19 protein-coding genes are annotated in these 18,733 nt (G+C 67.8%); 16 read left to right on the forward strand and 3 right to left on the reverse strand.

The features are described 5' to 3' along the window. Positions 1-10 precede the first annotated feature (10 nt). On the reverse strand, positions 11-277 hold the full coding sequence (locus ACZYSP_RS28975; RefSeq protein WP_093052692.1) for a hypothetical protein: 267 nt from the start codon (positions 275-277) through the stop codon (positions 11-13). A 219-nt stretch (positions 278-496) separates the two neighbouring features. Here ACZYSP_RS28975 and ACZYSP_RS28980 point away from each other — a divergent pair, with 219 nt between their 5' ends. Continuing rightward, complete coding sequence (locus ACZYSP_RS28980) at positions 497-2,176, forward strand: alpha/beta fold hydrolase (protein ID WP_093081598.1); 1,680 nt, start codon at positions 497-499, stop codon at positions 2,174-2,176. A 12-nt stretch (positions 2,177-2,188) separates the two neighbouring features. Here ACZYSP_RS28980 and ACZYSP_RS28985 read toward each other — a convergent pair whose 3' ends face one another. Continuing rightward, positions 2,189-2,377 carry a hypothetical protein gene (locus ACZYSP_RS28985; protein ID WP_093052698.1) on the reverse strand — a complete coding sequence of 63 codons (189 nt, stop codon included), beginning with the start codon at positions 2,375-2,377 and terminating at the stop codon, positions 2,189-2,191. Positions 2,378-2,578: 201 nt separating this feature from the next. Between ACZYSP_RS28985 and ACZYSP_RS28990 the strand changes: the two genes are divergently transcribed. The 8 genes from ACZYSP_RS28990 (at position 2,579) to ACZYSP_RS29025 (ending at position 10,422) form a co-directional block, all read left to right on the forward strand. Beyond that, a complete protein-coding gene (locus tag ACZYSP_RS28990) occupies positions 2,579-3,535 on the forward strand; it encodes a S1C family serine protease (RefSeq protein WP_093081601.1) in 957 nt (318 codons plus the stop codon). A gap of 63 nt (positions 3,536-3,598) precedes the next feature. Further along, positions 3,599-4,444, forward strand: a complete 846-nt coding sequence (gene kdsA / locus ACZYSP_RS28995; RefSeq protein WP_093052704.1) for a 3-deoxy-8-phosphooctulonate synthase — start codon at positions 3,599-3,601, stop codon at positions 4,442-4,444. A gap of 106 nt (positions 4,445-4,550) precedes the next feature. Next, positions 4,551-6,191, forward strand: coding sequence for a methyl-accepting chemotaxis protein (locus ACZYSP_RS29000; RefSeq protein ID WP_093081603.1), 1,641 nt, complete (start codon positions 4,551-4,553; stop codon positions 6,189-6,191). A gap of 83 nt (positions 6,192-6,274) precedes the next feature. Then, complete coding sequence (locus tag ACZYSP_RS29005; RefSeq protein ID WP_093052709.1) at positions 6,275-7,108, forward strand: alpha/beta hydrolase; 834 nt, start codon at positions 6,275-6,277, stop codon at positions 7,106-7,108. A 20-nt stretch (positions 7,109-7,128) separates the two neighbouring features. Beyond that, positions 7,129-8,349: a helix-turn-helix domain-containing protein gene (locus tag ACZYSP_RS29010; RefSeq protein ID WP_093081605.1), complete on the forward strand. Its 1,221-nt coding sequence runs from the start codon at positions 7,129-7,131 to the stop codon at positions 8,347-8,349. A gap of 46 nt (positions 8,350-8,395) precedes the next feature. After that, a complete protein-coding gene (locus ACZYSP_RS29015) occupies positions 8,396-9,082 on the forward strand; it encodes a Vgb family protein (protein WP_093081607.1) in 687 nt (228 codons plus the stop codon). 1 nt (position 9,083) lies between these two features. Next, the gene (locus ACZYSP_RS29020) at positions 9,084-9,851 is read left to right on the forward strand and encodes a DUF899 domain-containing protein (RefSeq protein ID WP_093081609.1); all 768 of its coding nucleotides are present in this window, start codon (positions 9,084-9,086) and stop codon (positions 9,849-9,851) included. A gap of 13 nt (positions 9,852-9,864) precedes the next feature. Then, positions 9,865-10,422, forward strand: coding sequence for a hypothetical protein (locus ACZYSP_RS29025; protein WP_093081612.1), 558 nt, complete (start codon positions 9,865-9,867; stop codon positions 10,420-10,422). A gap of 18 nt (positions 10,423-10,440) precedes the next feature. Here the strand turns inward: ACZYSP_RS29025 and ACZYSP_RS29030 are convergent, their stop codons facing one another. Next, positions 10,441-11,733, reverse strand: coding sequence for a LysR family transcriptional regulator (locus ACZYSP_RS29030; protein WP_093081614.1), 1,293 nt, complete (start codon positions 11,731-11,733; stop codon positions 10,441-10,443). A 170-nt stretch (positions 11,734-11,903) separates the two neighbouring features. Between ACZYSP_RS29030 and ACZYSP_RS29035 the strand changes: the two genes are divergently transcribed. Genes ACZYSP_RS29035 through ACZYSP_RS29065 form a run of 7 tightly spaced genes read left to right on the forward strand, consistent with a single transcriptional unit; the run spans position 11,904 to position 18,733 of the window. After that, positions 11,904-12,932: an amidohydrolase family protein gene (locus ACZYSP_RS29035; RefSeq protein ID WP_093081617.1), complete on the forward strand. Its 1,029-nt coding sequence runs from the start codon at positions 11,904-11,906 to the stop codon at positions 12,930-12,932. A gap of 2 nt (positions 12,933-12,934) precedes the next feature. Further along, entirely contained in the window at positions 12,935-13,636 is a 702-nt protein-coding gene (ligK, locus tag ACZYSP_RS29040) for a 4-carboxy-4-hydroxy-2-oxoadipate aldolase/oxaloacetate decarboxylase (RefSeq protein ID WP_177142347.1), read from the forward strand. 15 nt (positions 13,637-13,651) lie between these two features. Then, on the forward strand, positions 13,652-14,938 hold the full coding sequence (locus tag ACZYSP_RS29045) for a gallate dioxygenase (RefSeq protein WP_093081622.1): 1,287 nt from the start codon (positions 13,652-13,654) through the stop codon (positions 14,936-14,938). Positions 14,939-14,974: 36 nt separating this feature from the next. Continuing rightward, a complete protein-coding gene (locus ACZYSP_RS29050; protein ID WP_177192881.1) occupies positions 14,975-15,955 on the forward strand; it encodes a Bug family tripartite tricarboxylate transporter substrate binding protein in 981 nt (326 codons plus the stop codon). A gap of 5 nt (positions 15,956-15,960) precedes the next feature. Continuing rightward, a complete protein-coding gene (locus ACZYSP_RS29055; protein WP_093053207.1) occupies positions 15,961-16,962 on the forward strand; it encodes a Bug family tripartite tricarboxylate transporter substrate binding protein in 1,002 nt (333 codons plus the stop codon). Between the two features lie 23 nt (positions 16,963-16,985). Beyond that, positions 16,986-17,825 (forward strand): metal-dependent hydrolase, encoded by an 840-nt coding sequence (locus ACZYSP_RS29060; protein WP_093081624.1) that lies wholly within the window; start codon positions 16,986-16,988, stop codon positions 17,823-17,825. Positions 17,826-17,842: 17 nt separating this feature from the next. After that, positions 17,843-18,733: a DUF1932 domain-containing protein gene (locus tag ACZYSP_RS29065; RefSeq protein ID WP_093081628.1), complete on the forward strand. Its 891-nt coding sequence runs from the start codon at positions 17,843-17,845 to the stop codon at positions 18,731-18,733.

The following is an 18,733-nucleotide window of genomic DNA, read 5'->3' on the forward strand; positions in this document are numbered from 1 at the left end:
CCTTGGCGGCTCAGGCGTGCAGCGCGAAGTCGTCGATCGTGAGCGTGATGGACCGATGCGGCTCGGCTTGGTAGCGCGCGACGGCCACGGGCTCTATGACGTGAAAATGCTGCCTGCATGTCTCCAGCAGGCTGTCGCCGACTTCGCGCGCGCCGAATTCGTCGTGCAGGGTTTCCTCGGAAATCTGCGCGACGACACGGGGGCCGCCGGGGCCTTCGGGGTAGAAGGCAAATCGCACGCTCGCGGTGTCGAAGCAATAGATGCCTTCGAAATTCATCTCTCTTGTCTCCTTGTGAAGGGGCGGCGATTGGACGCGCATGCAGCAACGGCAAAGAGTAGAAAAATTCGCATGCGCGCGCAGGAAATGTCCTACAGACAACAAGGAGAGAACTTGTATCCGGAAACGGCTTCGGCTTCCATTGCGCAGCGCCAATCCGGCGAAGATCGCAGCTTCCAGATTTCCTGTTCCCGGAGCCTTTCCGGAGCACCCGATTCGATGACCGAAACGATCACGCGCCCTGCCCGGCTCCGCCGCCGCGCAGCCGCATCCGGCCTCGCTGCCGCACTGCTTTTGTTGGGAGCATGCAGCGGCCCCACGGAAGCCCAGCGCCTGGCAACCGCCAGCACGCCGCCGCCCACCGACTGCACCGCCTGGGTCGGCACCGACCGCAACGCCATGATGGGCGGCTACCTGCTGCCGCAGGACCAGAAGAACAGCAAGGGCACCAAGGTCTGCGTGCCGGTGCTGATGACGGCCAACCCCACGCCTTCCGGCTATGCGGGCGGCGACTATCACATCGCAGAGTTCACCGACGACAAGCTCAAGGCCCGCTGGCGCGCCTGCAAGGAAGACCCGGCGTGCTTCAAGCGCATCGACGCGCAGATGCAGCGCTGGCTGCCGCCCAACAAGGAGCGTGCCACGCGATCGACAGGCGTGGTCGACCCCTCCGGCAAGATCGATCCGGACGGCCAGGTCGACCTGAAGCAGATCCGCCGGCCCGCCTTCTTCGCCAAGGCGCCGTACCGCGAAGGCATCGCCAGGGCCGACGCCCGCACCTACATGGTCGAGTTCACCGCGCCGCGCGACACCTTCGAGCGCATCGACCTGAAGATGACCGGCGACATCAAGCTGCGCGGCTGGTACATCGAAGGCGCGGGCGTGGACGGCGGCAAGGGCAAGAAAGTGCGCGCGCTGGTCATCATGGCGCCGGGCGGCGGCGGGCAGCTCACGGCCATCCAGCACCCCGACGAGGCGTCGTACCGCATCGACGAGAAGACCGGCAAGACCATTCCCATCAACTTTCCCAACGCGACCACCGAGACCATGGGCCAGCGCTGGTGGCGCGAGAACCTGTATGCGCTCAACCAGGCCGGCTTCGACGTGCTGGCCTACGACCGGCGCGGCGAAGGCTTGTCGGGCGGTTTCAGCGACACCAACACGCTGGAGCAAGGGGAAGACGTGTTCCGCGCGCTCACGGCGCTGGAAACCGGGCGCGGGCTGCGCATCCTCACGCCCCAGGGCGAAGTGCTCGAAGGCGAAGCCACCCGGGGCAAGCTGCTCGCAGGCATGCCATCGAGCGAGATCCCGCTGGTGCTCGGCGGCTACTCGCGCGGCTCGATGTCCACCGCCTGGGCCATGACGAGAAACTACGTGGCCCAGTGCAGCTTCGACATGCCCGAGCCCAACTGCACGCCGCCCAAGGGCCTGCGGAACATTCGCGGTGCGATATTGCTGTCGTCGTTCGCCAGCGGCGCGGGCTATGTGGGCGACTCGCCCGACCTGGCCGACCGCAACCTGTTCCTGGGCGGCATGGCGGCCGATCACCACATCGTGTTCTATCCGAACTCCTCCACGCTCGCGGGCATGGACCGCTGGCCCGCCGCCTTCTTCGGCAAGGGCCTGTGGGACCGCGCGGAAACGCTCGAAGGCACCGTGGCCGCCTACAACCGCATCCGCGGCTTGAAAGAGATCGTGCTGGCGCGCGGGCCGCACTCGATCGAGACCTGGCCCGCATCCGACCAGGCCTATCTGCGCGAGCGCATGGTGGTGTTCGCGAAGTCGCTGATCGTCGGCGGGCGCACCATCCCGGGCGCGCGGCCGTGGAAGGACTTCAAGTCGCTGGTGGCGACCACGCCCGACTCGTGGGAACCGTCGTCGCGGCCGAAGGCGCCCTGAGCGACGAGGCGATCAGTACTTGCGCGGGTTGTCCGGCCGGCGGTCATAGCGATCGGGCACGCCGTCGCCATCACTGTCGCGGTTGCGTTCATAGCGGTCAGGAATGCCGTTGTGGTCGCGGTCACGATTGCGGCGGTGGTTGTCGTGGCCGCAGCCGGCCGCAAGGCTGGCGACTGCAAGCAGAAGAATGAGGTGCTTCAAGCTGTGTTCCCCGTGCTGTCGGTGTAGTTCTTGGGAGCCCCAGTGTCCGGGCGGCTGCTGAAGAATCGCTGAGCCTCTGCTGAAGGCTTCATGAACGCTGGGCACTGAAACGATGGCCCTGCCGGCTTCCCGTGCCCGGGTTGAAAACCTCCGGCATGCCGCCATTTCCTCTGGGATCTGGCGACTGAAAAGAGGTGCTCCATGGGCGCGCGCGACGAATTCATTCTTGACTCCTACTCGGCCACCGTCACGCAGGTGGCGCACACCGCCAGCGCGGCGGTCGCCCACATCAAGGTCCGAAAGCAGGCACAGCGCGGCGGCGCGGGCGGCCAGGGCAGCGGCTCCGGCTTCCTGTTCACGCCCGATGGCTTCACGCTCACCAATGCCCACGTGGTCGAGGGCGCGAGCGAGCTGCGCGCCGCATTCGCAGACGGCACCGAAAGCGTCGCGCGCCTGGTCGGGCTGGACGCCTCGACCGATATCGCGGTGTTGCGCATCGAGTCGCACCCGAGCACCTTCCTGCCGCTGGGCAGTTCGGCCGCCCTGCAACCCGGCCAGCTGGCCGTGGCGGTCGGCAATCCGCTGGGCTTCGACTTCACCGTGACCGCCGGCATCGTGAGCGCGCTGGGCCGCAGCCTGCCCGCGCGGGGCGGCCGGATGATCGAGGACGTGATCCAGACCGACGTGGCCCTCAACCCCGGCAACTCGGGCGGCCCGCTGCTGGACAGCGCGGCGCAGGTCATCGGCGTGAACACGGCGGTGATCCCTTCGGCGCAAGGCCTGAGCTTCGCGGTGGCCATCGACACCGCGCGCTGGGTGGCCGGCGAGCTGATGCGTCATGGCGCGGTGCGCCGCGGCAAGCTGGGCGTGCAATGCGCGGCCGTGGCATTGCCCAGGCGTTGGGTGCGCGAGAACGAATGGCCCGTGGCCACCGGGGTGCGCGTGGTCGAGGTGGTGGCCGGCTCGGCCGCCGCGCGCGACGGGCTACGCAGCGGCGACATCCTTATTGGCTGCGACGGAGTGCCACTGGCCCAGCTGTCCGACCTGCTCAAGCGGCTGGCGGGCGAAGGGTATGGACGCCCGTTGCTGCTCAAGCTGTTGCGGCCCGTGGCCGGGACGCTCACGCCGTTTTACCTGACGGTAACGCCCGCAGGCTGACCCCCTCCTGCCGGCGCAACGACAATAGGCGGCTGCAGTGAAGCACCTGTCCAGGAGAAAACCTTGTCCACCGTCACCATCACCCCTCAAGTCAACGCCAGCAACGAAGCCCCCTTCGTCCTCTTCGGCGGCGTCAACGTTCTCGAATCGAAGGACCTGGCCCTGCGCAGCGCCGAGGAGTACGTGCGCGTCACGCAGAAACTGGGCATTCCCTACGTCTTCAAGGGCAGCTTCGACAAGGCCAACCGCTCCTCCATCCACTCCTACCGCGGTCCCGGCCTGGACGAAGGCCTGAAGATCCTGCAGGCCGTGAAAGACGCCTTCGGCGTGCCCGTGCTGACCGACGTGCACGAAACCGCGCAGGCGGCCCCGGTCGCGGAGGTGGTCGACGTGCTCCAGCTGCCCGCCTTTCTCGCGCGCCAGACCGACCTCGTCGTGGCGCTGGCCAAGACGGGCCGCATCATCAACATCAAGAAGCCGCAGTTCCTCAGCCCCTCGCAGATGCTCAACATCGTCGAGAAGTTCAAGGAAGCGGGCAACGACAAGCTCATCCTGTGCGACCGCGGCACCTGCTTCGGCTACGACAACCTCGTGGTCGACATGCTGGGCTTCGGCGTCATGAAGAAGGTGACGCAGAACCTGCCCATCATCTTCGACGTGACCCATGCGCTGCAGCAGCGCGAAGCCGGCGCTGCCGCATCGGGCGGCCGCCGCGAGCAGGTGGCCGACCTGGCACGCGCCGGCATGGCCGTCGGCCTGGCGGGCCTCTTCCTCGAAGCCCACCCTGATCCGGCGCAGGCCAAGTGCGACGGCCCGAGCGCACTGCCGCTGGACAAGCTGGAACCGTTCCTGACGCAGATCAAGGCGCTGGACGATCTGGTCAAGTCGTTCGCTCCCCTGAAGATCTGAAGCAGGGGCCCGAGGGCCCGGCGCGGCTCCATCCGTGGGCCATTTACTAAAGTTTTCATTTGGACTGCCGATATCCAGCCATTCCCCTGGATTCCGGAGTCCGAATATGTTTCTGAGCAACGTTTCAATTGGCAAGCGCCTGGCCATCGTGCTGGGCGCCATCCTGGCGCTCTTTCTCGCCACCAGCGTCGCCGCGGTGTGGAAGCTGCAGCAGCTCAGCCAGGAGATCGACGCCATGATCGAGGACAACGTCAAGACCGAGCGCGCCGGCTCCGACTGGCTGCGCCACACCACGTCGGGCGTGCAGCGGGCGGCGGCCATTGCCAAGAGCAGCGACGCCAGCCTGATCGACTACTTCGCGCCGGCCACGGCCAAGTCGATCAAGGACACCAACGAGCTGCAGAAGTTCATCGAAGGCAAGCTGGCCAAGCCCGAGGAGCGTGAGCTGCTCGAGAAGGTCGGCAACCTGCGAAAGGCCTACCTCGCCTCGCGCGAGGAAGTCAGCAAGTTCAAGCTGAAGGGCGACCTCGAAGGCGCCAACCGCATCTTCGACTCCCAGTTCCAGCCCACATCGGTCAGCTACATCGCGGGCGTGCAGCAAGTGGTGGACATGCAGCGCGAGCAGCTCGATGCCGCCGCCGCCCGCGCCAACAATCTGCGCGCACAGACCAGCACGCTGCTGATCGTGTGTTCCGCCGTGAGCCTGGTGCTCGGCACCCTGCTGGCCTGGCTGCTGGCACGCAGCATCACGCGCCCGCTGCGCAGCGCCGAAACCATCGCGCAGTCGATCGCCGAGATGGACCTCACTGGTGCAGTCCAGCCAAGCTATGCCAAGGACGAAACCGGCCACCTGCTGCGCGCTCTCGACCAGATGCGCACCGCCTTGCAGGGTTCGCTGACGCAGGTGCATGGCGTGGTGATGAACGTATCCACGGCCAGCTCGCAGATTGCCACAGGCAACCAGGACCTGTCGTCGCGCACCGAAGAGCAGGCCAGCTCGCTGGAGCAGACGGCGGCCTCCCTCGAGGAGCTGACCTCCACCGTGAAGCAGAACGCGGACAACGCACGCCAGGCCAATCAGCTGGCCACCTCCGCCTCTGAAGTGGCAGTCAAGGGCGGCAGCGTCGTGTTCCAGGTGGTGGAGACGATGGGGTCGATCAATGCGTCGTCGAAGAAGATCGTGGACATCATCAGCGTGATCGACGGCATCGCGTTCCAGACCAACATCCTCGCGCTCAACGCGGCCGTCGAGGCAGCGCGCGCGGGCGACCAGGGGCGTGGCTTCGCTGTGGTGGCATCCGAAGTGCGCAGCCTGGCGCAGCGCTCGGCCGCGGCGGCCAAGGAAATCAAGACGCTGATCGGCGACTCCGTCGACAAGGTCGAGGAAGGCAGCCGGCAGGTGGCCGATGCCGGCCGCACCATGGAAGAGATCGTCGGCAGCGTGAAGCGCGTGACGGATATCATGGGCGAGATCAGCGCGGCAAGCCAGGAGCAGACCTCGGGCATCGAGCAGATCAACCAGGCCGTCACGCAGATGGACCAGGCGACGCAGCAGAACGCGGCGCTGGTCGAAGAGGCCTCGGCCGCAGCCCAGTCGCTGCAGGAACAGGCAGGGAGCCTGTCGCGGATCGTCGGCAGGTTCAAGCTGGAGCGGCAGCACACTGCTGCGGCATCCGCGACCACGTCGTTGAGCACCTACGCACCCAACGCGCCACGCGCCTACCAGGAGCTGATCGCGTCCCACTAGGCGGAAGAAGCCGACAAAGGCCCTGCACGGAGGAATGAGGCGAAACTAGGCGCCACGTATCAGTCTTTCCTCCGGAGCCTACCTTGTCATCCAAAGTCTCCCGCATTGCCCTGTCGGCCTCGGCTGCCGCCATTGGCAGCATCGCGGCGTACTGGACCCTGCTTGCCACGCGCCAGGGGCACATCCTCTTCAACGCCCGCAAACTGCCCGTCGTCCATCTGTCGGACGACTTCTCCACGTACTCCCACACCGTGCCGGGCGGCATGGTCCGCGGGTATGTCTATCACCCCCAGGGCGAAGACTCGCTGCGGGACCTGTTCGTCTACTTCGCCGGCCGCGGCGAAGACGTGCGCGCCACCGCGCAGATGCTCCACTGGCTGCCCGAAGGCTTCGGCTTTGCCGCGCTCAACTACCGCGGGGTGGCCGACTCGCAGGGGCGCCCTTCCGAGATCGCATCCGTCGAAGACGCGAGCCAGTTCGCCAACCATTTGCGCCGCGCCTTTCCGCATGCACGCCTGCACGTGGTCGGCCGCAGCCTGGGGACTGGCGTAGCCATCCAGCTCGTGGCGCGACAAGACTTCGAGAGCCTGCAACTCGTCACCCCCTACGACTCGATGCTGGAAGTAGCGAAGAAGCGCTTCCCGCTCGTGCCGCTGTCGCTGCTGCTGCGGCACCAGTTCAACTCGCTGGAGCACTGCAAGGAGGTCGCCGCGAAAACCCAGGTGCTGCTGGCCGAGCACGACGACGTCGTGCTGCCCGAGCGCTCGCAAAAACTCATCGCCGCATGGCCCACCCCGGTCAGCGTGCAGACGGTTCCCGCGTCGAACCATCACAGCATCATGGGCCTGGAAGAGACCTGGCTCTATCTCGTCGACTTTGCGTTGACGGCGGTCATTCCCGAGCCGAAGGCGGCATAGCCCGCTGGCTGGTCGATGCCATGGACTCCCTGATCGCCGCCTCCGCCCGCGCCCTGGCCGCTGGCGATGCGCTAGGTGCCCTCAAGCGGGTCGCCCTGCGCGACGACCCACCTGCGCTGGCCTTGCGCGGCATCGCCATGGCCCAGCTCGGCGAGCACCCGCGCGCACGCGAACTCCTGCGGCGCGCCGCGCGCGACTTCGGCGCGCATGAAGTGCTGTCGCGCGCCCGCTGCATCGTGGCCGAGGCCGAGGTGGCGCTGGCGATGCGCGACCTTGGCGGCTCGCCGCGCACGCTGACGGCTGCGGCAGCCACGCTGGAGGCGCACGACGATCACGCCAACGCGCTGCAGGCGCGGCTGATCGCGGCGCGCCGGCTCCTGCTGCTGGGGCGTCTCGCCGAAGCCGCGGCCGCGCTGGAGCGCCTCGATGCGCGCGGCCTGCCGCCGTCGCTGGCGGCGGTGGCCGAGCTGACCGCGACCGAGCTGGCGCTGCGCTCGCTGCGCATCGGCCCGGCGCAGGCAGCGCTGGCCCGTGCGCACGAAGCGGCCGTGCGTGCGCGCGTACCGGCGCTGCTGGCCGAGGTGGCGGAGGCGCGCGCTGCCTTCGAGCGCCCCGCTGCGCGGCGCATCTTCGCGGGCGGCGAGCAGACGCTGCGCCTCGATGAAGTCGCGGCGCTCCTGGCCTCCGACGCACTGGTGGTCGATGCCTGCCGCCGGGGCCTGGGCGCGGGCGACGCGTGGCAGCCGCTGGCGCGCCGTCCGATCCTGTTCACGCTCGCGCGCTCGCTGGCCGAGGCGTGGCCCGGCGATGTCGATCGCGAAGCATTGATCGCAAGCGCATTCCGCACCCGCCATCCCGACGAAACGCATCGGGCGCGCCTGCGTGTCGAGATCGGCCGCCTGCGCGCACTCGTCACCACCCTGGCGAGCATCGAGGCCACGCCGCGCGGCTTCGTGCTCAAGCCGCACGGCGAACGCACCGTCGCCCTGCTGGCGCCGCCCATCGACGGCGACCAGGCCTCGCTGGTGGCGCTGCTTTCCGACGGCGCGGCTTGGTCGACCTCGGCCCTGGCGCTGGCGCTCGGGGCCAGCCAACGCACCGTGCAGCGCGCGCTGGTCGAGCTGGAGGCCGAAGGCCGGGTGCGCTCCATCGGCCAGACGCGCTCGCGCCGCTGGCTGTCGCCGCCGCTGGCGGGATTCACGACGATCTTGTTACTCCCCGCTGCGCTGCCGTTTGAATAGAGTTGTCTCCAGGCGCCGATCCGAGGCGTTTCACAAGGAGCCAACGATGAGCAGCAACAACAAGACGAGCAAGAGCAGACCCCAGCCCACCGTGCGGCCGGCCGAGATCGTGCGCGAGTACGGCCCCTTTGCCGACGCCACCCAGGTGGCGGGCGTGACCTACGACGGCCAGCGCGTCTGGGCCGCCACCGGCGCCAGGCTGGTGGCCTTCGACCCCGCCAGCGGCGAGACCACGCGCACGCTGGACACCGCCTGCGACGCCGGCACCGCCTTCGACGGCAAATACCTCTACCAGATCGCCGAGTCGCGCATCGACAAGATCGACCCGGCCACGGGCAAGGTGCTGGCGTCGATCCCCTCGCCCGGCCACGGCAACGACTCGGGCCTCACCTGGGCCGAAGGCAGCCTGTGGGTGGGACAGCACCGCGACCGCAAGATCCACCAGATCAACCCCGAGACCGGTGCCGTCGTGCGCACCATCGAGTCGAACCGCTTCGTCACCGGCGTGACCTGGGTCGACGGCGAGCTGTGGCACGGCACCTGGGAGGCCGAAGAAAGCGACATCCGCCGCATCGACCCGCAAAGCGGCGCCGTGCTCGAGCGGCTCGAAATGCCGCATGGCATCGGCGTCAGCGGACTCGAGTCCGACGGCGCCGATCTTTTCTATGCCGGCGGCGGCAAGAGCGGCAAGGTCCGCGCCGTGCGCCGTCCCCGCAACTCACCGGAGCATTGACATGACCGAAATCAATCACGCAGCAAACCACCCCGTCGTGTCCAGCGACCAATGGCTCGCCGAGCGCAAGGCACTGCTGGCGCGCGAGAAGGAGCTGATGCACCTGCACGACCAGATTGCCCGCGAGCGCCGTGCGTTGCCATGGGAGCGCGTCGAGAAGAACTACGTCTTCGACACGCCCGAGGGCAAGCGCACGCTCGCCGAGCTGTTCGAGGGACGCCGCCAGCTGATGGTGCAGCACTTCATGCTCGGCCCGGGGTGGGAACAAGGCTGCCAGAGCTGCTCTTTCATGGCCGACCACACCGACGGCATGAACGTGCATCTGGCGCATCGAGACATCACGATGGTGGCCGTCTCGCGCGCACCGCTGGCCGAGATCGCGCGCTTTCGCGAGCGCATGGGCTGGCAGTTCAAGTGGGTGTCGGCGAACGGCAGCGACTTCAACCACGACTTCCACGTCAGCTTCACCCCCGAGGAGCAGGCCACCGGCAAGGTCTACTACAACTACGCCGTGCAGCCCTTTCCCCAGGAAGAGGCGCCCGGCGTCAGCGTGTTCTACAAGGACGACGCGGGCGAGGTGTTCCACACCTACTCGACCTTCGGTCGCGGCGTGGAAGTGATGATGGGCGCCTACTACATGATGGACCTCACGCCCAAGGGCCGCGACGAGCGCGAGGTGCCCTACAAGATGGAGTGGGTGCGCCACCACGACCGCTACGAGCCGCAGGCAAAGACGGCAGGCGATTCGTGCTGCTCGGCACACGGCTGAAGCGCGAAGCATCATGGCAAGCCTCTGGCCCTGGCTGGCGGTTGCGGGGGTCGGCGCCCTTCACGGGCTGAACCCTGCCACCGGCTGGGCCTTCGCAGCCGCCTGGGGCGTGCGCTCACGCGACCGGTCGCAGGCGCTGCGGGCCCTGGTGCCGATCGCGGTCGGGCACGCCGCATCGGTCGCACTGGTTGCCGCTGCTGTAGCGCTGGGCCTGTCGATGGATCGGATGGCGCTGCAGGTGCTGGCGGGTGGGCTGCTTGTCGCCGTCGTCGCGTATCACCTGTGGGGCCGCAGCTCGGGCAAGACGGCCGGGCATGCCGGGCTGGCGCTCTGGTCTTTCATGATGTCCACCGCGCACGGCGCGGGGCTGATGCTGGTGCCGGCGCTGATTCCGCTGTGCATGGGCGACGCACCGGCAGCACGCGAGATCACCGCATCGGGCTCGCTGATGCTGGCGCTCGCGGCCGTCGGCGTTCACACAGCGGCGATGCTCGGCGTTACTGGCATGATCGCCACCGGCGTGTGCCGCGGCTTCGACTTCAGGCGGAAGTCGCCTGCGGCGCCGCACTGAAGGCGATGCCCGGCCGCATCACTGCCGCCCTTTCGGCACGTGGAAATCCGGCGACCCGGCCACCACCTTGCGGATCTCGTCCATCAAGGCCCGCGCGCCCGGTGAAGGAAACGCCCCCAGTCGCTGCGTCAAACCGATCTCGCGCCGTGTTTCCTCGAGCGGAAAGTCCAGCACCACCAGGCTGCTGTCGCGAATCTCGTAGCGCAGCTGGTGCGCCGAGATCGCGGTCAGCATGTCGCTTTCCAGCAGCAGGCCGCGCAGCACGGCAAGGTCGCCTGTCTCGACCGCAGGCAGTGGCGGCGCCTGCCGCGCATCCGAGAAGAAGCGCTCCAGCAGCTCGCGCGATGGCGAGCCGTGCCGAGAGAGCGTCCAGCTCGCCTCGCGCAGCATCCTGAAGTCGATGCGCTTCGCGCGCGCGAGCGGGTGACCGGCACGGGCGATCACCGAGATGCGGTCTTCGAACAGCGGCTCCTGCTGCAGGTCTTTCGCTTCACCTGCACTGCGCAGCGCGCCGAGGATGAAGTCGATGTCGCCGCTGCGCAGCGACGCGGCCAGCGCGTCGTACGGACTCTCGACCGTGGTGACGTGCAGGCCCGGATGCCGCGCGAGCAATGAGGCAATCGCCAGCGGCAGGATCTGCGTGCGCCCGAGCGGCAATGCACCCACGTTCACACTGCCCTGCAAGGTGCCTTCGCTGGCCGCGATGTCTGGCCCGATGTGCCGCAGCTCCGACAGCACGCGCTTGAAGTAGAAGGCCACGATCTCGCCCGCCGGCGTCGCGGTGAGCCCGCGCGCATTCCGGTTGAAGAGCGTGACGCCGAGCCCGCTTTCCAGGTCTTTCAATGCGCTGCTGATGGCCGGCTGCGTGATGCCGAACTCGCGCGCGACGGCGGGCATGTTGCGCTTCTCGGCAAGGCTCGCAATCACGGCGAGGCGTCGGCCATTCAGGATCGAAGTGAAGAGCGAATGCACATCGGCGGAGCTGTCGATTCCGCCGCGCGCCGCCAGCTGCGTTCGCGCCTCCTCGAACTCGCGCTCGATGCGCAGGGCACGCGCCAGCACCAGTTCTCCGTATGCATTGAGCGCCACGCCACGCGAGCGCCGGTCGAACAGCGGCCTGCCGAGCGCGGCCTCCAGATCGAGGATCGAACGCGTCACCGCCGACGCCACGCGGAACAGCGCCTCGGCAGCCGCGGCAATGCTCCCGGCAGATGCCACGGCCGAGAACGCGCGCAGGTGGCGCAGGTTGATGCCGAGCGCCACGCTGTCGGCGTGCGCAATAACTTTGTGATGCTCGTTTTTTTTGTTCACGGGTGGAGGCGTCGCTCTCGATCATGCATTTTCACGCCTAAGGGTAAACCCTTTATCGATAAAAAAGAATGATGGCAGCGCAACGCTAACTCACCCCACGCAAAGCAACCGCCGCGCAGACTTCTCTTCATGCTTGAAGCACCCCCTGCACACCTTCCGGAGCGTTGCGAATGATCATCGACTGTCACGGCCACTACACGACCGCGCCCAAAGCCCTCGAGGCGTGGCGCAACCGGCAGATCGCCGGCATCAAGGACCCGTCGGCCAGGCCCAAAGTCTCGGAGCTGAAGATCAGCGACGACGAACTGCGCGAGTCCATCGAGGGCAACCAGCTGCGGCTGATGAAGGAGCGCGGCAGCGACCTGACCATCTTCAGCCCGCGCGCGAGCTTCATGGCGCATCACATCGGCGACTTCGAGGTGTCGTCCACCTGGGCGGCCATCTGCAACGAGCTGTGCCATCGCGTGAGCCAGCTCTTTCCCGATCACTTCATCGGCGCGGCCATGCTGCCGCAGTCGCCGGGCGTCGATCCGGCCAGCTGCATTCCCGAGCTGGAACGCTGCGTGAACGAATACGGCTTCGTGGGCGTCAACCTCAACCCCGACCCCTCGGGCGGCCACTGGACCAGCCCGCCGCTGTCCGACCGGCACTGGTATCCGCTCTACGAAAAGATGGTGGAGCTGGACATTCCCGCGATGGTGCACGTGAGCACGAGCTGCAACGCCTGCTTCCACACCACGGGCGCGCACTACCTGAACGCCGACACCACGGCCTTCATGCAGTGCCTCACCTCGGACCTGTTCACCGACTTTCCGACGCTGCGCTTCGTCATTCCGCACGGCGGCGGCGCGGTGCCCTACCACTGGGGGCGCTTTCGCGGCCTGGCGCAGGAGATGAAGAAGCCGCTGCTCAAAGACCACCTGCTGAACAACATCTTCTTCGACACCTGCGTGTACCACCAGCCCGGCATCGACCTGCTCACGCGCGTGATCCCGGTCGACAACGTGCTCTTCGCCAGCGAAATGATCGGCGCGGTGCGCGGCATCGACCCCGAGACCGGCTTCTTCTACGACGACACGCGCCGCTACATCGATGCCACGCCCATGCTCGACGACAAGGCGCGCCACCAGATCTACGAAGGCAACGCGCGCCGCGTGTACCCGCGGCTGGACCGCGCACTCAAGCAAAAAGGACTTTGAACATGTCGACCACTCCCCTCCTCCAGGAACTCGGCGTCGTGCACCGCAACGTGGTGCGCGCCGATGCGGCCGCCGTCGAGAAGCTGTCGCGCTTCGGCGTATCCACGGTGCACGAAGCACTCGGCCGCCTGGGCCTGATGGCGCCGCGCATCCGCCCCATCCATCCTGAAGCGCGCATTTGCGGCACCGCCATCACGGTGCTGCTGCAGCCCGGCGACAACTGGATGCTGCACGTCGCGGCCGAGCAGATACAGCCCGGCGACGTGGTCGTGGCCGCCTGCACCGCCGACAGCACCGACGGCTTCTTCGGCGACCTGCTCGCAACCTCGTTCAAGGCGCGCGGCTGCAAGGGCCTGGTGATCGACGGCGGCGTGCGCGACGTGCGCGACCTCATCGCTATGGACTTCCCCGTGTTCAGCCGCGCCATCCATTCGAAGGGAACGATCAAGTCCACGCTGGGTTCGGTCAACGTGCCGGTGGTGTGCGCCGGCGCGCTGGTGCAGCCGGGTGACGTGGTGGTGGCCGACGTTGACGGCGTGGTCGTTGTGCCGGCGCAGCTGGCCGCACGCGTAGCCGATGCCGCCGAGGCCCGCGAAGCCAACGAGGCCGGCAAGCGCGCGCGCTTCGCGGCCGGCGAGCTGGGGCTGGACATGTACGCCATGCGCGAGCCGCTCGCCAAGGCCGGCCTGCGCTACATCGACTGAGTAAGGGACCGCACTGTGGCTCGCATCATCGGCGCCGTCGCCTGCTCGCACACGCCCACCATCGGCTTCGCCTTCGACAAGAACAAGCAGCAGGACCCGGTCTGGGCGCCCATCTTCGAGGCCTTCGCGCCGGTGCAGCAGTGGCTGGCCGACAAGAAGCCCGACGTGCTCTTCTTCATCTACAACGACCACGTCAGCTCGTTCTTCTTCGACCACTACTCGGCCTTCTCGCTTGGTGTGGGCGAGCGACACGAAGTGGCCGACGAAGGCGGCGGCGCGCGCGACCTGCCGGCTCTGGCTGGCCATCCGGCACTGGCGCGGCACATCGGCCGCTCGCTGGTGGCCGACGAGTTCGACATGTCTTTCTTCCAGGACCGGGCGCTGGACCACGGCGTGTTCTCGCCGATGTCGCTGCTGTGCCCGCACGAGCCCGCATGGCCGATACCGGTGGTGCCGCTTCAGGTTGGTGTGCTGCAGTCGCCGGTGCCGTCGGCACGGCGCTGCTACAAGCTCGGCCAGGCGCTGCGGCGCGCGATCGAGAGCTACCCGGACGACATCAAGGTGGCAATCGTTGCCACCGGCGGACTCTCGCACCAAGTGCATGGCGAGCGCGCGGGCTTCAACAACACCGCCTGGGATGCCCAGTTTCTCGACCTGATCGAGAACGATCCGGTGCGGCTCACCGAGATGACGCAGGCCGAACTGGCGACGCTCGGCGGCATGGAAGGCGCCGAAGTCATCATGTGGCTGGTGATGCGCGGCGCCCTGTCGTCCAACGTGCGCAAGACGCACCAGAGCTACTACCTGCCCTCGATGACGGGCATTGCCACCGCCATCTACGAGAACCTGGCGAGCCCGCCCGTCGCCGGTGAAGTCGAGCGGCACCGCCGCCACATCGACAAGGAACTGGCGGGCGTGGAAGCGCTGCAGGGCACCTATCCGTTCACGCTCGAGACCAGCGTGCGCGCCTACCGCCTCAACAAGTTCCTGCACGGCATGACGCGCCCGGCGCACCGCGCAGCCTTTCTTGCCGACGAAGAGGCCGCGTTCGACGCTGCCGCGCTGACAGACAAGGAGCGCGACATGGTGCGCCGCCGCGACTGGCGCGGCCTGATCCAGTACGGGGTGATCTTCTTCATGCTGGAAAAGCTGGGCGCGGTGGTGGGCGTGTCGAACCTGCACATCTATGCCGCGATGCGCGGCCAATCGCTGGAAGAGTTCCAGCAGACCCGCAATGCGCCCGGCGCCCTGTATTCGGTGGCCGGCAAGGACGCCGCGCCGCAGGCGTGGGACCGCCGCTGAGCCGCACCTGATTTTTTGATTCTGGAGACAACACAAATGAAGCCCCTTTTCCGACGCCTCGCCCTCGGCGTGGCCGCACTGGCCGCATTCGGCCAGCTCGGCATTGCCAGCGCGGCCGACGCCTTTCCGTCGAAGCCCGTGAAGATCCTCGTGGGCTACAGCGCCGGCGGCGCGGTCGATGCCATTGCGCGCTCGGTCGGCCTGCGGATGTCGGCCATCCTGGGCCAGCCGGTCATCGTCGAGAACAAGCCCGGCGCGGGCACCAACATCGCGGTGAAATCCGTCATCACGAGCGCGCCCGACGGCTACACCTTGCTGCTGGCCGCCAACGCGCTGGCCGTGAATCCGTCGCTGTTCCAGCCCGCGCCCTACGACCTGGAGCGCGAGCTGACGCCGGTGGCCTCGGTCGGCCGGGTGCCCGTGGTGTTCACGGTGCGCGAAGAATCGGCCATCAAGACGCTGCCCCAACTGGTCGCCGCGGCCAAGGCCAAGCCGGGCAGCGTGACCGTCGCCACGCCAGGCAACGGATCGACACCGCACCTGGCCATGGAACTGTTCCAGCACACCGCCGGCCTGCAACTGCGGCATGTGCCGTACAAGGGCGGCGCGCAGGCGCTCACCGATGTGCTCGGCGGCCATGTGGACGTGGTTGCGGTCAATGCGCTCGAGGCACTGCCGCTGGCCAAGTCCGGCAAGCTGCGCGTGCTGGCGGTGATGAGCGCCGAACGCTCCGCCGTACTGCCGGGCGTGCCGACCGTTGCCGAGTCAGGCTACCCGGGGTTCGAGGCCAGCGTGTGGTACGGCTTCGTGGGGCCGGCCGGGCTGCCGAAGCCCATCGTCGACAAGCTGCACGACGCCGTGCAGAAAGCCATCGACTCGCCCGAGGTGCGCTCCCAGCTCGCCGCGGCCGGCGGCGTTCCGCTGCCGGGGCCGACCGAGCAGTTCGACAAGCTGCTCAAGGCCGACGTGGCGCGCTACGGCAAGCTGATCCGCGAAGCCAACATCAAGCCTGATTGATCGCCATGACCACGACAGGCATCACCCGTCGCCACGCCTGCCTCGCGGCAGCAGCCGCCGCCCTGCTGCCGGCAAGCCGCGCCGCCATGGCGCAGCAGGCCTATCCGTCCAAGCCGATCCGCATGGTCATTCCCTTCCCGCCCGGCGGCTCCACCGACGTGCTCGGGCGGGCCATCGGCATCGAGCTGGGCCGCGCGTGGCACCAGCCCGTGGTGGTCGACAACCTCCCCGGCGCCGGTGGTTCCATCGGTGCCGACAAGGTCGCCAAGTCGCCTGCCGACGGCTACACGCTGCTGATGGGGCACATCGGCACGCTGGCCATCAACCCATCGCTGTACCCCAAGCTCGACTACGACCCCGTGCGCAGCTTTGCGCCCGTGGCCTGGGTGGCGCGCGTGCCGAACGTGCTCGTGGTGCATTCCTCCGTTCCGGCGCGCACGCTGGCCGAACTGGTCGCGCTGGCCAAGGCACGGCCGGGCCAGCTGGCCTTTGGCTCCGGCGGCAACGGCAGCGCGGCGCACATCGCTACCGAATATCTGAAGCTGCAGACGGGCGCCTCTTTGCTGCACGTGCCTTACAGGGGCACCGCCCCGGCCGTGACCGATCTGCTCGCGGGCCAGCTGCAGCTGCTCTTCACCGGCGCGCCCGCTTTGCTGCCGCACATCAAGTCCGGCAAGCTGCGTGCGCTGGCGGTGTCGAGCCCGAAGCGCATCGCGCTGCTGCCCGACGTGCCGACGGTGGCTGAAAGCGGCGTGCCCGGCACCAAGGACTTCGAGGCCGACCAGTGGTACGGCGTGGTCGCCCCGGCCGGGACTCCCGCGGACATCGTCGCCATGCTCAACCGGCAGATCAACCAGTCGCTCAACACGGCGGACGTTCACGCGCGGCTGGCAGCCGAGGGCGCCGAGCCCACGCCCACGACGCCGCAGGCCTTCGGCCAGCTGATCGCGAGCGAAATGAAGCGCTGGGACCGCGTGATCAAGAGCGCCCACATCACCGTCGACTGAAGTTGGACAGGAACACACCGGCCATGAAATCGCTCGCCCGTCTGCTGCTCGCCCTTGTCGTCGCGGCACTGCTCGCCGCCTGCGCGCAATCGCCCCAATCGTCGCCCTCCACGAGTGGTGGCAAGACCGAAGTGCTCTGGCTCGGCCAGTCGGCATTCCGCATCACCACGCCGGGCGGCAAGGTGATCGTGACCGACCCGTGGCTCAAGCTGAATCCGCTGACGCCCGCGGCATACAAGAACCTCGAAGCCCTCGGCAAGGTCGACGTGCTGCTGGTCACGCATGGTCACTTCGACCACTTCGCGGATGCGCCTGCGCTGGCGCTGCTCAACCAGGTGCCGATGTACGCGCCCGGCGACATGAACCAGACGGTGGGCGTGCTCGGCATCCTGCCGCCCAACCTTGTGCCGCGCTTCAACAAGAGCGGCACGATCAACCCGGTGCCGGGAATCAAGGTGACTGCCGTGCACGCGGAGCACTCCTCGGTCATCGTGTGGAAGAACCCGGCCACCGGCAAGGACGAAGTGCACCCCGGCGGCGAGCCCGTGGGCTACATCATCGAGCTGGAGAACGGCTTCCGCATCTACCACATGGGTGACACGGGCCTGTTCGCCGACATGAAGTTCATCGCCGACTACTACAAGCCCGACCTCGTGCTGATGCCGATCGGCGGCCACTTCACGATGGACCCGGTGGACGCCGCCTACGCCACGCGCGAATGGCTCAAGCCGCGCGCGGTGATTCCGATGCACTATGGCGCCAACCCGCTCGGCAAGGGCACGCCCGACGAATACATCCGCGCGCTAGGCAGCACAAGCACGCGCGTGCTGGCTTTGAAGCCCGGCGAGAAGGCCATCTTCTGACAAGGACACACACGATCATGGGAACGACACTGGGCCTCATCGGCTACGGCGAAGTGGGCGGCATCTTCGGACGCGGGTTGCGCGGGCAAGGCGGCGTGGATGCCGTCTGGGTCTGGGACAAGCGCTTCGCCGATCCCGCGACGGGCGCGGCAGCGCGTGCCGCGGCAGAAAGCGACGGGATGCACGTGGCGAGCGGCCTGCAGGAGCTTTGCAGCCGCGCCGACCTGCTCATCTCCGCCGTCACCGCCTCCAACACGCTGGCGGTAGCCGAAGAGGCCGCTCGCCACGCGCGCACCGGCAGCCGCTTTCTCGATCTCAACTCGGCATCGCCCGGCACCAAGCAGCGCGCCGCGGCGGCGCTGGAGCCCGTGGGCGTCGCCTACGTCGAGGCCGGCGTCATGACCTCGGTGCCGCCCTACGGCATCCGCGTGCCGATGCTGCTGGGCGGCCCGCAGGCCGAAGCGCTTGCTGCAACGCTGGCCGGCTGGGGCATGGACGTTCGCGTCGTGAGCGACCAACTCGGCGTGGCTTCGGCGATCAAGATGAGCCGCAGCATCATGATCAAGGGGCTGGAAGCGCTGGTCATCGAGAGCTACACCACCGCCAGGCGCTACGGCGTCGAAGCGCATGTGCTGCCGACGCTGAAGGAAACCTTTCCGCAGATCGACTGGGACAAGCAAGGCGCCTACTTCTTCAGCCGCGTCGTGCAGCACGGCAAGCGCCGCGCGGAAGAGATGCGCGAAGCGGCGCAGACCGTGCGCGAGGCCGGCTTCGAGCCCCTGATGACGGCCGCCATCGCGGCCAAGCAGGATTGGGTTGCGGCGCAGGCACGCGATGGCCTGTTCGAAGGGCTGGACGCCGCAAGCGACTGGCAGGCCTACGCGGATCGCCTCATCGGCCGCGCATGA

The sequence above is a fragment of the Variovorax sp. F042 genome (assembly GCF_057814215.1).

What these genes read in the sequence shown, in the direction of transcription:
- ACZYSP_RS29065 (WP_093081628.1), top strand. Translation starts at nt 17,843, where the DNA reads ATGGGAACGACACTGGGCCTCATCGGCTACGGCGAAGTGGGCGGCATC.
- ACZYSP_RS29035 (WP_093081617.1), top strand. Translation starts at nt 11,904, where the DNA reads ATGATCATCGACTGTCACGGCCACTACACGACCGCGCCCAAAGCCCTC.
- ACZYSP_RS29020 (WP_093081609.1), top strand. Translation starts at nt 9,084, where the DNA reads ATGACCGAAATCAATCACGCAGCAAACCACCCCGTCGTGTCCAGCGAC.
- ACZYSP_RS29050 (WP_177192881.1), top strand. Translation starts at nt 14,975, where the DNA reads ATGAAGCCCCTTTTCCGACGCCTCGCCCTCGGCGTGGCCGCACTGGCC.
- ACZYSP_RS29015 (WP_093081607.1), top strand. Translation starts at nt 8,396, where the DNA reads ATGAGCAGCAACAACAAGACGAGCAAGAGCAGACCCCAGCCCACCGTG.
- ACZYSP_RS29010 (WP_093081605.1), top strand. Translation starts at nt 7,129, where the DNA reads ATGGACTCCCTGATCGCCGCCTCCGCCCGCGCCCTGGCCGCTGGCGAT.
- ligK (WP_177142347.1), top strand. Translation starts at nt 12,935, where the DNA reads ATGTCGACCACTCCCCTCCTCCAGGAACTCGGCGTCGTGCACCGCAAC.
- ACZYSP_RS29025 (WP_093081612.1), top strand. Translation starts at nt 9,865, where the DNA reads ATGGCAAGCCTCTGGCCCTGGCTGGCGGTTGCGGGGGTCGGCGCCCTT.
- ACZYSP_RS28975 (WP_093052692.1), bottom strand. Translation starts at nt 277, where the DNA reads ATGAATTTCGAAGGCATCTATTGCTTCGACACCGCGAGCGTGCGATTT.
- ACZYSP_RS28990 (WP_093081601.1), top strand. Translation starts at nt 2,579, where the DNA reads ATGGGCGCGCGCGACGAATTCATTCTTGACTCCTACTCGGCCACCGTC.
- ACZYSP_RS29000 (WP_093081603.1), top strand. Translation starts at nt 4,551, where the DNA reads ATGTTTCTGAGCAACGTTTCAATTGGCAAGCGCCTGGCCATCGTGCTG.
- ACZYSP_RS29060 (WP_093081624.1), top strand. Translation starts at nt 16,986, where the DNA reads ATGAAATCGCTCGCCCGTCTGCTGCTCGCCCTTGTCGTCGCGGCACTG.
- ACZYSP_RS29055 (WP_093053207.1), top strand. Translation starts at nt 15,961, where the DNA reads ATGACCACGACAGGCATCACCCGTCGCCACGCCTGCCTCGCGGCAGCA.
- ACZYSP_RS28980 (WP_093081598.1), top strand. Translation starts at nt 497, where the DNA reads ATGACCGAAACGATCACGCGCCCTGCCCGGCTCCGCCGCCGCGCAGCC.